The 14,776-nt window shown below is 67.3% G+C and carries 15 protein-coding genes; 7 read left to right on the plus strand and 8 right to left on the minus strand.

Going from position 1 to position 14,776, the window contains the following annotated elements; genetic code table 11:
- The first annotated feature begins 57 nt into the window (after positions 1–57).
- On the plus strand, positions 58–1,107 hold the full coding sequence (locus tag OHA40_RS09860) for an Hsp70 family protein (protein ID WP_330232746.1): 1,050 nt from the start codon (positions 58–60) through the stop codon (positions 1,105–1,107).
- 218 nt (positions 1,108–1,325) lie between these two features.
- Here the strand turns inward: OHA40_RS09860 and OHA40_RS09865 are convergent, their stop codons facing one another.
- Positions 1,326–2,384 (minus strand): zinc-dependent dehydrogenase, encoded by a 1,059-nt coding sequence (locus tag OHA40_RS09865; RefSeq protein WP_330232747.1) that lies wholly within the window; start codon positions 2,382–2,384, stop codon positions 1,326–1,328.
- Positions 2,385–2,587: 203 nt separating this feature from the next.
- Here OHA40_RS09865 and OHA40_RS09870 point away from each other — a divergent pair, with 203 nt between their 5' ends.
- Positions 2,588–4,558 (plus strand): PTS mannitol transporter subunit IICBA, encoded by a 1,971-nt coding sequence (locus tag OHA40_RS09870; RefSeq protein ID WP_330232748.1) that lies wholly within the window; start codon positions 2,588–2,590, stop codon positions 4,556–4,558.
- A 220-nt stretch (positions 4,559–4,778) separates the two neighbouring features.
- Here OHA40_RS09870 and OHA40_RS09875 read toward each other — a convergent pair whose 3' ends face one another.
- Positions 4,779–5,558, minus strand: coding sequence for an enoyl-CoA hydratase-related protein (locus OHA40_RS09875; RefSeq protein WP_330232749.1), 780 nt, complete (start codon positions 5,556–5,558; stop codon positions 4,779–4,781).
- A gap of 116 nt (positions 5,559–5,674) precedes the next feature.
- Between OHA40_RS09875 and OHA40_RS09880 the strand changes: the two genes are divergently transcribed.
- A complete protein-coding gene (locus OHA40_RS09880) occupies positions 5,675–6,433 on the plus strand; it encodes a DeoR/GlpR family DNA-binding transcription regulator (protein WP_330232750.1) in 759 nt (252 codons plus the stop codon).
- A 173-nt stretch (positions 6,434–6,606) separates the two neighbouring features.
- Here OHA40_RS09880 and OHA40_RS09885 read toward each other — a convergent pair whose 3' ends face one another.
- Together OHA40_RS09885 and OHA40_RS09890 are read right to left on the minus strand one after the other, a co-directional pair.
- Positions 6,607–7,155 (minus strand): hypothetical protein, encoded by a 549-nt coding sequence (locus OHA40_RS09885; protein ID WP_330232751.1) that lies wholly within the window; start codon positions 7,153–7,155, stop codon positions 6,607–6,609.
- Between the two features lie 11 nt (positions 7,156–7,166).
- Positions 7,167–8,867 carry a putative PEP-binding protein gene (locus OHA40_RS09890; RefSeq protein ID WP_330232752.1) on the minus strand — a complete coding sequence of 567 codons (1,701 nt, stop codon included), beginning with the start codon at positions 8,865–8,867 and terminating at the stop codon, positions 7,167–7,169.
- Between the two features lie 146 nt (positions 8,868–9,013).
- Here OHA40_RS09890 and OHA40_RS09895 point away from each other — a divergent pair, with 146 nt between their 5' ends.
- From OHA40_RS09895 to OHA40_RS09910, 4 genes are all read left to right on the plus strand, one after another.
- On the plus strand, positions 9,014–9,781 hold the full coding sequence (locus OHA40_RS09895) for a DeoR/GlpR family DNA-binding transcription regulator (RefSeq protein ID WP_330232753.1): 768 nt from the start codon (positions 9,014–9,016) through the stop codon (positions 9,779–9,781).
- Positions 9,778–10,728 carry a 1-phosphofructokinase family hexose kinase gene (locus OHA40_RS09900; protein ID WP_330232754.1) on the plus strand — a complete coding sequence of 317 codons (951 nt, stop codon included), beginning with the start codon at positions 9,778–9,780 and terminating at the stop codon, positions 10,726–10,728. Before OHA40_RS09895 ends, OHA40_RS09900 begins: the two co-directional genes overlap by 4 nt.
- An 81-nt stretch (positions 10,729–10,809) precedes the next feature.
- Positions 10,810–11,070: an HPr family phosphocarrier protein gene (locus OHA40_RS09905; RefSeq protein WP_330232755.1), complete on the plus strand. Its 261-nt coding sequence runs from the start codon at positions 10,810–10,812 to the stop codon at positions 11,068–11,070.
- Positions 11,071–11,357: 287 nt separating this feature from the next.
- Positions 11,358–12,068 (plus strand): helix-turn-helix domain-containing protein, encoded by a 711-nt coding sequence (locus OHA40_RS09910; protein WP_330232756.1) that lies wholly within the window; start codon positions 11,358–11,360, stop codon positions 12,066–12,068.
- Here OHA40_RS09910 and OHA40_RS09915 read toward each other — a convergent pair.
- From OHA40_RS09915 to OHA40_RS09930, 4 genes are all read right to left on the minus strand, one after another.
- Positions 12,050–12,625: a dihydrofolate reductase family protein gene (locus OHA40_RS09915; protein WP_330232757.1), complete on the minus strand. Its 576-nt coding sequence runs from the start codon at positions 12,623–12,625 to the stop codon at positions 12,050–12,052. The genes OHA40_RS09910 and OHA40_RS09915 overlap by 19 nt on opposite strands.
- 526 nt (positions 12,626–13,151) lie before the next feature.
- Positions 13,152–13,535, minus strand: a complete 384-nt coding sequence (locus tag OHA40_RS09920; protein WP_330232758.1) for a hypothetical protein — start codon at positions 13,533–13,535, stop codon at positions 13,152–13,154.
- Positions 13,532–13,846: a type II toxin-antitoxin system Phd/YefM family antitoxin gene (locus OHA40_RS09925; protein WP_330232759.1), complete on the minus strand. Its 315-nt coding sequence runs from the start codon at positions 13,844–13,846 to the stop codon at positions 13,532–13,534. The genes OHA40_RS09920 and OHA40_RS09925 overlap by 4 nt, the downstream gene beginning before the upstream one ends.
- A 100-nt stretch (positions 13,847–13,946) precedes the next feature.
- Entirely contained in the window at positions 13,947–14,774 is an 828-nt protein-coding gene (locus tag OHA40_RS09930; RefSeq protein WP_330232760.1) for an enoyl-CoA hydratase, read from the minus strand.
- Positions 14,775–14,776: the final 2 nt, after the last annotated feature.

Here is a 14,776-nt window from a genome sequence, read left to right on the forward strand (position 1 = left end):
CGAATTGCCGGGCCCGTCATCTTGGCAGCGGCAGCGAAAAGGTTCACCATGTAATCCATGGTGCTGGTCTTGGGTGTATCGGCGGGCGCTGGCGGCGCCCACGCGATGCTGACACACTCCGATCAGCCGCACCTACCTCCGATCGATCACTGCGAGGTGCCCCGGCGGGCGGGCGGCGGTGTCGAGGAGTCGGTCTTCGAGGCGATCCGCCAGATGATGGGCGCCGCAGGCGCGCGCGACGAGCTGATCTCCGGGACGGCCGTGACCTGCCGCTGTCCGCTGCACGCCGACGCCATCCGCGCCGGTGCGGGCGAGCGCAGGCTCACCATCGTCGACGAACCGCTCGCCCAGCTGCGCTATCTCCGTTTCACCGGCCGACTTCCGGACAGCGGCTCGGTGATCCTGTACGACCTGGGCAGCTCCGGGCTGACCATCACCCACGCCGATTGCCGCAACGATACGATTCTGTCCAGCAAACGCAGCACGGTGCTCGGCGGCGACGGCTACGATGCGCTGCTGCGCTGGCGGCTGGCCCGCGACGGCGTACTCACCGACAAGCCGACCAGCAGGCGTCATCGGGAGGAGCTGAGCGACGCCAGGGTGGTCACCGCGATCGACACCGGCACCGGCGACCGCGCCGTGCTGACCCGCAGCGACTTGACCGAACTCTTCGCCGCGGGCATCCACCACTCCGCGTCGTTCGTGCGCCAGACCATCGAGGAAACCGGCGTGCGACCCGAGGCGATGGTGCTGCTCGGCGGCTGCACCCGGAGTCCCGGCATCCGCGCCGAACTTACCGAACTGGTCGATCTGCCGATCATCTACGACCCGGAACCGGACCTGGTCTCCGCACGGGGAGCCGTCCTGCTGGCCGCCGAACGACGCAGCGGCGACCTCCGGATGCCCCGAGCCCGCACCGGAGCCGCCGCACTGGTCCCCTCCACCGTGGACCGGCGCAAGCTCATCGCCGCAGTCGCGGTCACCGTCGCGCTCGGCGCCACCATCGCCGGACTCCTCGCCACCGACAAAGGCTCATCCCGGCCGGAAAGCGGCAGCGAGCCCACGCCTGCCGAAATCGTCGCGCCCACACCGAGATCCTTCGGTTGACCCACGGCGCATCCCCATCTGTTCCCACAGGATTGAGCCCGCCGCTCGTTTCGCGTTTCGAGGTACGGGGCTTTGTGGTCGACCCTTCGCTGATTACTCGGACTCAGCCGAGGCAGCGAGAATCAAGTCGCTGACGACCTTGGTGGATACCGGGCTCTGGCCTGTGATCAAGCGGCAGTCACGCACGGCATGCGGCGTCATATGGATGCGCCGATAGCTCAGGGCTCCACGGTGACTTTTATCGCCTCGCCGTTCTTGACGATCGAGAAGGCGTCCAGCACGTTTTCCAGCGAGATGTGGTGGGTGATGAGGTCTTTCACCGGTACTTTGCCGGTGGAGATGTACTCGAGGGCGCGCCTGTTGTGTTCGGGTGCGGATCCGTTGGCTCCATGGATGTGCAATTGGCGGTAGTGCACCACGTTGGAGTCACAGGTGATGACGGGGTTGGTCTTGGGCAGCCCGCCGAAGAAGGAAATGCGGCCATTACGTGCGGCCATGGCGATGGCCTGCTCCTGGGTGATGTTGGCAGCGGTCGCCGTGATCACCACATCAGCACCACGGCCGCCGGTCAGCTCCATGACTCGCTCCACCACGTCGACCTCGGTCGCGTCTATCACTTCGTCGGGCTGGACTGCATTCGCCGACAATTTGAGGCGCTCGGCATTGACATCGACGAGAAAGACCGGCCCGCAGCGGTGCACGCCGCGCGCGATGCGTATGTGCATACAACCGATTGGACCGGCACCGAAGACGACGACCGTGTCACCCTCCTCGATGCCGAGCAGCTCTTGGGCGTTGATGGCACAGGCGAAGGGCTCGGCCGCTGAAGCCTCGTCGTATCCGACGTTGTCCGGGATCCGATTCAGGCCGCCGACCCGGAGCACCTGGCTGGGCACGATCATGTATTCGGCGAACCCGCCGTCGTACTGGTACCCCACCGACGTCTGATTCTGACAGACCGCCATCCAGCCCCTGCCGCACTCGTGGCACTCGCCACAAGGCACTGCGGCGATGACCTGTGCGCGGTCGCCGATCCGCCAATCCGTGCCGTACAACTCCCGCAACGACGAGCCGACCGCAACGACCTCGCCGGCGATCTCGTGGCCGATTGTGCGCGGAGGGGTGAGGTTCTGGTGGCCGTTGTAGAAGATCTTGACATCCGTACCGCACGTCGAGCAGTTGCGCACCCGGAGCTTGATCTCTTCCGGACCACACTCCGGCTCGGGGATCTCCTCCAGGCGGACGTCCTCGGGTGCGTAGTAGCGCAGCGCCTTCATGGATCAGTGTTCCTTCCGCCGTCGTCTGGCCTGTCGGCGACGTTCGCCACGGTCCACCGTAGCGGCCATTCGGGCGTAAAGCCACACAAGTTTGTGCCCATTTATGCCCGATCTCTTGTCAACATGCCCGATTATGCGGTCTACTACTGCATACCATGTGGCTGGAGTCACACTGCCGGTCAAGCTGCTCTGAGGAAGTCAAGATGTCTATCACCCCACCGGAGTCCGGTATCAGCGCGCGGGTGCGTGTGCAGAGGTTCGGTACGTTCCTGTCGAACATGGTCATGCCGAATATCGGCGCCTTCATCGCCTGGGGCCTGATCACCGCCCTGTTCATCGAGAAAGGCTGGATCACGGCCTTGACCGATCAATGGGGCGACGACAGCTGGGTTGCCCAGATCGGCGGCTGGGGCGATCACGCCAGCGGGGGCATCGTCGCGCCGATGATCACCTACCTGTTGCCGATCTTGATCGGGGCCACCGGCGGCCGGATCGTCTACGACACCCGCGGCGCTGTCGTGGGTGCGATCGCCACGATGGGTGTGATTGCGGGCGCGGATGTGCCGATGTTCCTGGGTGCGATGATCGTGGGCCCCCTCGGTGGCTGGGTCATCAAGAAGCTCGACGCGCTCTGGGACGGCAAGATCCGCCCCGGTTTCGAGATGCTCGTGAACAACTTCTCAGCGGGGATCTGCGGCGGGGCCTTGGCTGTGGCCGGTTTCTTCGGCATCGGTCCCCTGGTGTCCACATTCAGCCGCTTCGCAGGCAATGTCGTGGATTTCCTGGTCGACCACGGCCTGCTGCCGCTGACCTCGGTGTTCATCGAACCCGCGAAGGTGTTGTTCCTCAACAACGCCATCAACCACGGCATCCTGACACCACTGGGCACCAGCCAGGCCAGCGAGAGCGGAAAGTCGATTCTGTTCTTGCTGGAGGCCAATCCAGGTCCGGGTTTGGGACTCCTGTTGGCCTATGCGGTGTTCAGCCGAGGTGCGGCGAAGTTGTCGGCTCCCGGGGCGGCGATCATTCACTTCCTCGGCGGTATCCACGAGATCTACTTCCCCTACGTGCTGATGAAGCCGAAACTGATCGTGGCCACCATTGCCGGTGGCATGGCCGGTGTCTTCATCAACGTGCTGTTCGGCTCCGGTCTGCGCGCGCCCGCCGCGCCCGGATCGATCATCGCGGTATATGCGCAGACTGCCAGTGGCAGCTTTCTCGGAGTCACGCTGTCCGTCGTCTGCGCGACGACCGTGACGTTTTTGGTCGCTGCTCTCCTGCTGAAGACAGACCGAGTAACCGACGAACCCGACCTGGCCGACGCCACCGCCGCCATGGAGGCGATGAAGGGCAAGCGTTCCATTGCCTCCACCGCGCTCTCGTCGACCGGCACGATCGCCACACCAGCCATTTCCAGCATTGTTTTCGCTTGTGATGCCGGAATGGGCTCCTCCGCCATGGGTGCCTCCGTGCTGCGCAGGCGGATCCAGAGTGCGGGATTCGCTGAGGTCAGCGTCGTCAACCAGGCGATCTCGCACCTGACCGACAGCTATGACCTTGTCGTCACCCACGAGGACCTGGCCGACCGGGCGCGGGAGCGGACGCCCTCGGCCATTCATGTTTCCGTCGATGACTTCATGAACAGTCCTGAATACGACGAAATCGTCGCCATGATCGCACGTGCCGACCGGGTCAGCGCCCCGGTGGACGGCAAACCGGTCCAGAACGACCGGATCTCAGGCACCGACGTGCTCTCCCTCGACTCGATTGTGCTGTCCGGTCAGGCCGGTACCAGGGCCGACGCTATCAATGAGGTCGGCGAACTGCTGGTCGCCGTAGGCGCGGTCGACGCGTCGTATGTCGACTCCATGCACGAGCGGGAGCGATCGATCTCTACGTACATGGGCAACCGGCTTGCGATTCCGCACGGCACAAACGGGGCGAAGACGAAGATTCGTCATTCGGGGATCTCGGTCGTGCGCTACCCGGAGGCCATTGACTGGAACGGCAAGCCGGTCGAGTTCGTCATCGGCATCGCTGGGGCCGGAGATGACCATCTGGCGCTGCTGAACCGTGTTGCCCAGGTCTTCGTGGATGAGGACCAGGTTGAGCGGCTGCGTGCGGCGCGAACGCCCGACGAGGTCAAAGCGGTCCTCGACAACAGTGACGATTGATGCGAACACACCCGCGTGACGGCGGCCTTGCTACCTGCCCAGCTGCCGCCGACCGCTCCCCCATGGGCGGGTGCCGCAGGAGATGACACCAGGCCGACCGGGGGCTTGGGAGAACCCGGCGCGTTATGAGGGGCGCCGGGTGCGGGAGGCGGCTCGGGGAACCGATCGGCAGCAACGCCGGCACGGCGCTCCGGGTCGACCTCCTTCTCACTCCCGAGCCCTAGTCCGGCCACACCGGCCGGCGCTTCTCCAGGAACGCGGTCATGCCCTCGCGCGCGTCCGGCAATTGGGCGGCAGCAGCCATGACTTCCAGGGCAATGGCGTAGGCGTCGTCCTCGGGCCGGTCGAGCTGCGCGTAGAGGGTTCGCTTGCCGAGCGCCTTGCTGGCGCGGCTGCCGCGCGTGGCGCGGGCCAGCAGGTCGTCGACGGCGGCGTCCAGGTCGGCGTCGGGCACGACGCGGTTGATCAGGCCCCACCCCGCGGCCGTGTGCGCATCGATCGGATCGCCGGTCAGCGCCAGCTCCATCAGGCGCTTACGGCCGATCGCACGTGCCACCGGCACCGCAGGCGTGTGGCAGAACCAGCCGCCCTTGCCCCCGGGCAGCGCGAACCCCGCCGATTCGGCGGCGACAGCGAGGTCACAGGAGGCCACCAGCTGGCAGCCGGCCGCGGTCGCCAGGCCGTGTACCCGCGCGACCACCACCTGCGGCACCGACTCGATGGTCGACATCAGCTCGGTGCACACCGTCAGCAGCTCGCGCACTCCGAGCAGATCGCGCGCGGCGACATCGGCGAAGTCGTGACCGGCGGAGAACACCGGACCGGCGGCAGCCAGCACGATGCCGGTGGCGTCGCTTTCCCCGACGGCCCGGAAGGCGGCCAGGAGCTCGGCCAAATGCTCGGCGGACAGGGCATTGCGCCGATCCGGCCGGTTCATCGTGATACGGACGGCACCGCCGGCACGCGCGATGAGCAGATGCCGGTACTGCAGGGCAGTCATACCTACCACGGTAGATCACGGCTCGGGCTGCTGGATGTGCTGCGGTCGGTCTCATCCCGTTTGACAGGTGCCGTCGGCCCGCAACGGATCCATCGTCGATGGAGCAGAATGCCCTGGTGGATTCAGACACGCGCCAGTCGAAAATTCTGGAGCACGCCCGGACCAGTGGCAGGGTCGACGTGGGCGAGCTGGCTTCCGCATTCGGGGTGGCTACCGAAACCATCCGTCGCGATCTGCGTGTGCTGGCCGATCGGCGGCTGGTCAAACGGGTGCACGGCGGGGCGATCCCGCTCGAGAGCGCGGCGTTCGAGTCGGGCGTGGACTACCGCAGCCGAGTGGACCTCGCGCAGAAGCACCGGATTGCCGCCGCCGCGGCGGGCCTGCTGCACGGAGCCGAAACCATATATCTCGATGAGGGTTTCACACCGCGCCTCATTGCCGAGAAGATCGCCGACCGCGAGCTGACCGTGGTCACCTCGTCGTTGCTCGCCGCCGAGGTTCTTGCTGATAGCGCGGGGATAACTGTCCTTTTGCTCGGAGGACGCATGCGCGGCCGCACGCTTGCCACCGTGGACCACTGGGCACTGCGCATGCTGGGCGAACTCGTCATCGACCTCGCCTACCTTGGTACGAACGGTATTTCGGTCGAACACGGCCTGACCACGCCGGATCCGGCGGTCGCCGCGGTGAAGAGCCAGGCGGTCAGCCGCTCCAAGCGCAGTGTCCTCGTCGCCGCGGACAGCAAGTTCGGGATGACCAGCTTCTGCCGCTTCGCCGAGGTCGCGGATTTCGAGGCATTGATTACCGGCGTGGAACTGCCGGTGGTCGAAGCCCGGCGGTTCGAGGCTCTCGGCCCCTCGGTCATACGTGCGTGACGGTGATCGGAGCCCGAGCGGTATACCGTGCTCGGTGACACCGGCAGAAACGGATTGCCGGTAACCGTCTGTCTCGAGGTTCACGCCGTTGTGAACCGCGGGCGGCGTCGTTGCCGGGCGGCGAGGGTGTCGAGCACCCGCACCTCGAGACGGACGAATCCCGGTACCAGGCCCTATTCGATCTTCCAGTGCATTCGACCTCTCCGAATTCCACTGATCCCCAGCGGCAGCTGGAGTTGTCGTGCGCGTATCTCGTTCACCATTTCCGCGTAGCCTTCACGCGCCTCGCCGAGGTGAAACCACGCCTGGTGCCGCAGTTCGACGTCCGCCGAATGCAGCACCGTCCACCACGCCTCGGCATAGGTCTTTGCGATGTGGCTGATCACCTCGCCCAGCGAGTGCGTGTGTTTGCGTGCGTTATTCGTGCGCGGTATGTTGCGCGCCGCCCACGCGTCGATCTCGCCCACAACTTTTTCGATCAGTGCGCGAATCTGCTCACCATCGAAGCCGCGCGGCCGCGGCGCCTGGTCGACCAGGAACGGCAGCAGTTCGGCATGCAGATCACCGAGTTCCCGCGCCCACCCGACGAGCGGTAGGGCGCTGGTGAAGCGGCCGGAGATCGCCTGAAACAGCTGTGCAGGTTCCAGTAACGGCACGGTGCGGGTCGACGACGGTTGACCGTCGGATTGCTGCGCCGCTGATGTGAACCCGTCCACGAACATCGCTCATGGCCTTACCGGGCTGTATCCCCCGCGATAACGGATCTGGCCGCCGCGCGGGCGGCCTGCGGATCGGTCGTCGCCAGGACCGCGGCGGCGGCGCGGCGACAGTCGTCGATCGTGACGGTGGCCAGTGCGGCCCCGACGGCGGCGACCGCCGTGGCGGCCGCGGACAGGGAGGTGATGCCGAAACCAGCGAGCACACAGGCCAGCACCGGGTCGGCGGCGGCTTCGCCACAAACGCCGACGGGTTTGCCGAGCAGGCGACCGGCTGCTGATGTTCGAGCGACGAGCTCGAGCACCGCGGGCTGCCAGGGGTCGGTGAAGGAGGCCAGCTGCGGCGACATCCGGTCGGCGGCCATTACGTACTGGGCGAGATCGTTGGTGCCGATCGACGCGAAGTCGACCTGCTCGAGGATGGCTTCCGCCATGATCGCGGCGGCGGGCACCTCGATCATGACGCCGGGCACCAAGCCGCGGGCGCGGACCCGATCGGCGAACGCCTTCGCTTCTGCCACAGTGGAAATCATCGGCGCCATTACCCACGGGGCGCGTCCGCTGTCGGCTGCCGCGGCGGCGATAGCGTCGAGCTGGCGGTCCAGCAGTCCGCTGTCACGCGCGGCGATCCGGTATCCGCGCACACCGAGCGCGGGGTTGGCCTCGTCGGAATGGCCCGCGAAGCGCAGCGGCTTGTCGGATCCGGCATCGAGGGTGCGGATGATCACCTTCGCCTCGGGGTAGGCGTCGAGCACTTCACGATAGCGGGCCGCCTGTTCCTCGGCGGTCGGCTCGAATTCGCGGTCCAGGAAACACAATTCGGTCCGAAACAGTCCGACACCTTCGGCCGGGCCGCGGCGTGCCGCCCGTGCCCCGGTGCCGTCCTGCACGTTTGCCAGGACCTCGACTCGATGTCCGTCGGCGGTCGCGCCTGGCCCGGTCCACCGCGCGGCCCGATCCGCCGAGGCGCGGTAGGCCGTGACGGCTGTCGCCGCGGTCTCGGGATCCGGGCGCACGAGCACGCGCCCGGCCGATCCGTCCAGCAGGATGTCCGTCCCGGCGGCGACGTCATCGAGCCCCTCGACAGCGACCACGCACGGGATGCCGAGCTGGCGCGCGATGATCGCGGTGTGGCTGGTCGGCCCGCCCAGCGAGGTGGCCAGACCGACGACGAGGTTCGGATCCAGACCGGCGGTATCGGCCGGTGCGAGGTCGTCGGCCAGCAGGATCGACGGTCGCGCGGGGGTGGGAATCCCGGGCTCCGGTGCGCCGGCGAGCTCGGCCAGGACCCGGTCGCAGACGTCGCGCAGATCTGTGACGCGTTCGGCCATCAAACCCCCGACCTTGCTGAACATATCCGCGAACTGGTCGGTGGCGGCGGCCGCCGCGGCGGCCGCGGAAGCCCCGGCATCGATCAGCCGGTCCGCGGCGCCGAGCCAACCGCGGTCGGTCGCCATCGCCGCATTTGCCGACAGCACCTCGGCGGCCGCGCCGGTCGAGGCGGCCGCCCGATTCCGCAACCGTTCGGCGACAGCCGCGGCGGCCCCGTGCAGAGCATGCACCTCGGATGCCCGATCGGGCGTGTCGATCGGCTCGATTCCGGTGTCGATCCGTACCCGTGGCGTCGGCCGGACAGCGGGCGCGGCGATCACCCCGGGCACCGCCGGAGTGCCGTAAAGCACCGAAGTATTGGCCTTATCCTGCATCAATCCCGTCATGGGACTGCTCCTCCACGCTGTCGTCGAGCGAGCGCGGCCCGAAGCCGGTCGCGGGTGCGGTGTGACCTATATTACGCAGAACTCTTGACAAAGCAACACATTCAGGCATAAAACAATATAAACAAACACAGAGCCGGGAGGGTTGGATGTACGCGGAAGAGCGGCAGCATGCCATCGCCGCACTGGTCGGGCAACGCGGCCGCGTATCCGTCACCGATCTGTCGGAGCAGTTCGGCGTGACCACCGAGACCGTGCGCCGCGACCTTGCGGTCCTCGACCGGACCGGACTGGTCCGCCGGGTGCACGGCGGGGCGGTGCCCGCGGCGACGCTGACGGCGATCGAACTCGGCACCACCGAGCGCGAGGGCAGCCGTGCGGCCGAGAAGGACCGGATCGGCAAGGCGGCGCTGGAATTTCTGCCACCCGCCGGTGGCAGCATCCTGCTCGATGCGGGCACCACCACGGCACGCATCGCGGCGCATCTACCCACCGATCGCGAGCTGGTCGCGGTAACGAACTCCGTGCCGATCGCGGCCCGGCTGAGCGGATACGCGAACGTGCGGCTGCACCTGATCGGCGGCCGGGTCCGCGGGATCACCCAGGCCGTGGTCGGCGCCGACGCCATCCGGATGCTGGGCGAGCTGCGCATCGACGTCGCCTTCATCGGGACCAACGGGCTCACGATCGCGCACGGGCTGTCCACTCCGGATCCGGACGAAGCGGCGGTCAAGCGGATGATGGTGGCCAGCGCGCATCGGGTCGTCGTGGTCACCGACTCCACCAAGATCGGCCGTGAGGATCTGATCCGTTTCGCACCGATCGAAGAATGCGACGCACTGGTCACCGATGACGAGCTGCTGCCGTCGGCGCGGAACGAGCTGTCCGAGTACAGCATCGAGGTAGTGACCGCGTGATCGTCACTCTCACCGCGAATCCGAGCATCGACCGTACCGTAGACCTGCCCCAGCCACTGCGACGCGGACGCGTACAGCGCGCCCGAGCGGTCACCAGCCACCCAGGCGGCAAAGGCATCAACGTCGCACGCGTGATGGCCGCCGCCGGTGTCGCCGCGACCGCGGTGCTGCCCGGCAACGGCGACGACCCGCTGTTGCGCGCCCTGTCCGAAACCCGCATCGACTACCGGGCGGTGCCGTGCGGCAGCCCGGCGCGCGTCAACCTCACCCTCACCGAAATAGACGGCACCACAACCAAAATCAACGAACCAGGCGAACCGTTGACCGTGGCGGAACGGTGGCGGCTGGCCGATGCGCTCATCGAACTCGCACGGGACGCGCGCTGGGTAGTGCTGTCCGGATCGCTGCCGCTCGCGGTGCCCGATGACTGGTACGTCGAGCTGCTGCACCATTTGCGCGGCACCCGGGTCGCCGTCGACACGTCCGACGCCCCGCTGCAGGCGGTGGCCGCGCGGCTCGAATCCGCCGCACCGCAGCTGCTCAAACCGAACGCCGACGAACTCGGCCAGCTCACCGGCCTCGACCCGGCGGAGTTACACGATCCGGTTGCCGCGGCGAAGGCGGCCGCGGCGGTCGTGGCCCGCGGCGTCGACGCCGTGCTGGCGACGCTCGGCGCGGACGGCGCCGTGCTCGTCACCGCCGACGGCGCCTGGCACGCCACCCCACCGGCCATCACCCCGCGCAGCACCGTCGGCGCAGGCGATTCCGCGCTGGCCGGCTATCTGCTGGCCGATCTCGACGGCGCCGCACCGGCCGACCGGCTGCGCCTCGCCGTCGCCTACGGCAGCGCCGCCGTGGCCCTGCCCGGCACCGAATTGCCCGGCCCGCACCACATCGAGCCCGCCGCCGTGTCCGTCACGGCGCTGGATGTCCTGCCCCACCGCTGAAGAACCCGCAATGTCCGCCATCCCCGACTCCGGCCTCGTCGCCACCGCATGAAACACCGCCGCACAAAGGAATTCACCACCATGGGCTACATCACCGTCGAAGTCGGCTCCACGATCGGCCTGCACGCTCGACCGGCCAACATCATCGCCGAGACCGTGCAGGCAGCCGACGTCCCGGTCACGCTGTCCCTGCTCGGCGGCGAACCCGTCGACGCCGGTTCCGCCCTCATGATCATGACCCTTGCCGCAGCCAAGGGCACCAAGGTGGTCGTCACCAGCGATCACCAGCCCACCCTCGAGAAGATCGCCGAACTCGTCGCCGCTGACCTCGACGCCAACTGAAACTCTTCGCTGCACACCGGGAGTTTTCGATGAATCTCGATGAGGCGTGACACGATCAGATGAACGTGGACGGCGCCATCGGTGTCAGGTCGATGCCCACAACCATCCATCAGTGCGGGCAGCCGCCTCTACCGATTCGCGTGCTGTCGTAGTACGTGATCCTCAGCGCATGGGCTCGGGAAGTTCGTTCAGGGGCATCTGTATTCATCGCCGGCGCTCATCACGCGCATCGAGACCGTCAAAAATCTCCACAGATGCGGCTCTGTGCTCGGATTAGAATGCCGACGGTGGGATTGCTGTTCGAGACGCGTGCGTCGGATTCGCCCTGGATCGCCTCTGTGTGGACGTGCCGGAGCGAGCAGGTCGCGGAGATGACCTCCGTCGCGACCGAGACCTGGGGTCTGGTGTTCTGGGAACAGGAGGGGACGGCGTACGCGGGCGTCACAGGTCCCGAGAGCCGCACCGGCACCGCCCCTGTGCCGGAAAGCGCGACCTTCGTCGGTATCCAGTTCGCGGTCGGCACGTCCCCTCGCGCGGTGGCCGCTCCCTCCCTGGTCGACAGTGGGATCCTCTTGCCCGATGTGACCCACCGGACCTTCTGGCTGGACGGTGCCCGCTGGGAGACGCCCCACCCGGACGACGCCGAGGCGCTCGTCCACCGACTCGTCCGAGACGGAGTCGTGATCCACGATCGCTTGGTCGCGCAGACTCTGCGGGGCCACCGTCCCGCGGTCACCGATCGCACGCTCGAGCGCCGCTTCCGGGCGGCGACGGGCCTCACCCGAGGCGCGGTGCGGCAGATCGGGCGCGCTCGCACCGCCGCGGCACTGCTGACCTCGGGTGAGGCCGAGAGCGATGTCGTCGGCACACTCGGGTACTACGACGAACCCCATCTCGCCCGGGCGCTGCGACGGTACGTCGGGCGGACGGCACGGCAGCTCCGCGAGGGCCTCGGCGGTGCAATCGCGCTCGATCCCGCTCAGCGCACGACGTCGTAGACCAGCTTGGCCACTCCGTTGGAGTAGGTCGCGGACTCCCTGAGGCGCAGCTTCTGCTTGTCCCGGTCCGCCCTGCTGAACAGGCTCTTGCCCGCTCCCAGCAGCACCGGGAACACGAGCAGGTTGTACCGGTCGATCAGATCGGCGTCCGACAGACGCCGGGCGAGCTCGGAGCTGCCGTGGATGAAGATCGCGCCACCAGCGCTCTGCTTCAGTTCGGCGATATTGTCGATCGACCGCAGGATCGTGATCGGGCCCCATCCCTCGATCACGGCGTCGTCGGTGAGACTGGTGGAGACGACGTACTTGGGGAGCTCCTTGTACGCGACGTGATCCTCCGAATCGGGCCAGATCGGGGCGAACACCTCGTAGCTGCGGCGGCCGAACATCAGCGCCGTCGTCTCAGCGAGTTCCTCCGCCTTGAGCGCGTAAGCCTCGGGCACGAACTCGGTGTCCAACACCCAGCCGCCGCTGCGGTGCCCCTCGACCTGGCCGCCTGGTGAGTCCACCACTCCGTCGAGCGACATGAAGCCCGTGTAGACCAGTTCACGTGTCAAGGAATCCTCCTGAGAATGGACGGCGGAGACTGCCGGTGGCCAGCTGATACAGGCGGGCCGGGCGTCAGCTCGACGCGCCGCTTCGGGCCGCGCCTTGCCAGGCTACGGGCGGGTAGCGCTGCCGTCTTGGACGAAACCGACACCGACGCCACTCGCGGCATACACAGCATCGCCGCCTTCTTCTCGACGGTGAGGTTCATCGTTGTCGGCCCGCGTAGGCGCCGATCACTTCGGGCGCGCGTGAGCATGCCGCACCGTGGAACCCACCCGATGCCCGGATTGGTTCCCAAAAGATGAAGCCCCGCCGCTCGTTTCGCGTTTCGAGGGGCGGGACTTCGCAGTTCCGGCTCAGGGGCGCTCGAACTCTCCATCGGCTACGCCTGCGGTGAAGGCGTCCCATTCGATCGAGCGCGCCCGAGATCGGGCAGGTGGAAGTTCTCATCGGCACCTGCACTCTGGATCGCCAACCGTGCACTAACCTTCACGGTGGATGGGCGAATCCGTTTGCACGGGCAACCTTTTCGCGTCAAAGCACCGGAACGACTCGGACTCCGTACCCGTTGTAGAGGCGGGGCTGGCTGGTCAGGACTCCGATATCGAGGCTGCGGGCAACCCATACGACTGGGGCCACCAGCGGCCAATCGGCCTGCGCGCCCGTGACGGGAATGTGGGATCCGATGCGGACGGCGAGCTCGGCGTCCAGGTCGACAACCTTGATCACTACGCGGCGACGTAGCAGATCGGCCAGTTCACCGCTGCTGGTGTCCGCGGCTCGGGTTGCCTCCATCAGGGATACCGTCGGCACGGCGAGAAATCGCCGATCACGGACGTAGTCATCGACCAAGACCTGCCCGAAGATCGGGGTTTCGGCGAAGGAGGTCAGTGCGGTGTGGTCAGCGACGTTGCTCACGCAGCGCCCGCCGCAGACGCGCGGTCGGCAGCCTTGACTCGGCGTAGCCACTCGCGGGCCTGGGCGATTTCCTCGGGTGTGTGCGCGTTGATCTTCTCGTCCAGTTCGGCGATGGTCTGCGCGCGCAGGGCATCGTCGAAGTAGGCCGGGGGCAGCAGGCCCGACCGGAGCAGTGCGGCCGGGACCACGGCGGCGATCTCCTTGCCGGCGCGGGTCACGATGACGGGGCGACCGGATTCGGCCACGTCGTTGACGACCTGGCCGAGCTGGTCACGCAGCTCGGTGAGCGGAACGCTGTGGTAGTCGGTCATGTCTTCGACTGTACATCGGACCGTACAAACTCGGCAGGGTGACTTCGGCTGGCTGCATCTCGGGGCCCATGCGGTAGCCGGCCCTGGACGGCACCAGTCGTCAGCGGTTGGTGAACTTCGCGGGGCGCTTCTCGACGAAGGCGCTCATGCCTTCCTTCTGGTCCTCGATCGCGAACAGCGAGTGGAAGACGCGGCGTTCGAAGCGCAGGCCCTCGGCGAGGGTGGTTTCGAACGAGCGGTTCACCGCTTCCTTGGCGATCATCGTGACCGGCAGCGACATCGACGCGATGGTCTCGGCGACCTCGAGCGCGGTGTCGAGCAGTTCCGCGGCGGGCACGATGCGCGAGACCAGACCGGCACGCTCCGCCTCCTCGGCGTCCATATTGCGGCCGGTGAGCACTAGGTCCATCGCCTTCGCCTTGCCGATCGCGCGGGTCAGGCGCTGCGAGCCGCCGATGCCGGGGATGACGCCCAGCTTGATCTCCGGCTGCCCGAACTTCGCGGTGTCGGCCGCCAGCAGGATGTCGCAGATCATGGCGAGCTCACAGCCGCCGCCCAGCGCGTAGCCCGCGACCGCGGCGATGGTGGGCTTGCGGAACTGCGCCAGCCGGTCCCAGCGGGCGAAGTAGTCGTTGAGGAACATGTCCATGTACGACTTGGGCTGCATCTCCTTGATGTCGGCGCCCGCCGCGAAGGCCCGCTCCGACCCGGTGATCACGATGGCGCCGATCCCGTCGTCGTGCTCGAGCTCGTCGAGCGCGGCGATGACGTCGTCGAGGACCTGCGCGTTCAGTGCGTTCAGCGCCTGCGGGCGGTTCAGCGTGATCCAGCCGACCCGGCCCTTGCGTTCCAGCAGAATCGTCTCGAAGTCCGGCCCTCCCGTCACCCGGCCGCCGCCCCCCACGGAATCGCTTCGCGATGCGTTCATCT

Source organism: Nocardia sp. NBC_00508 (genome assembly GCF_036346875.1).
In the GTDB taxonomy this organism is placed as follows: Bacteria; Actinomycetota; Actinomycetes; order Mycobacteriales; family Mycobacteriaceae; genus Nocardia.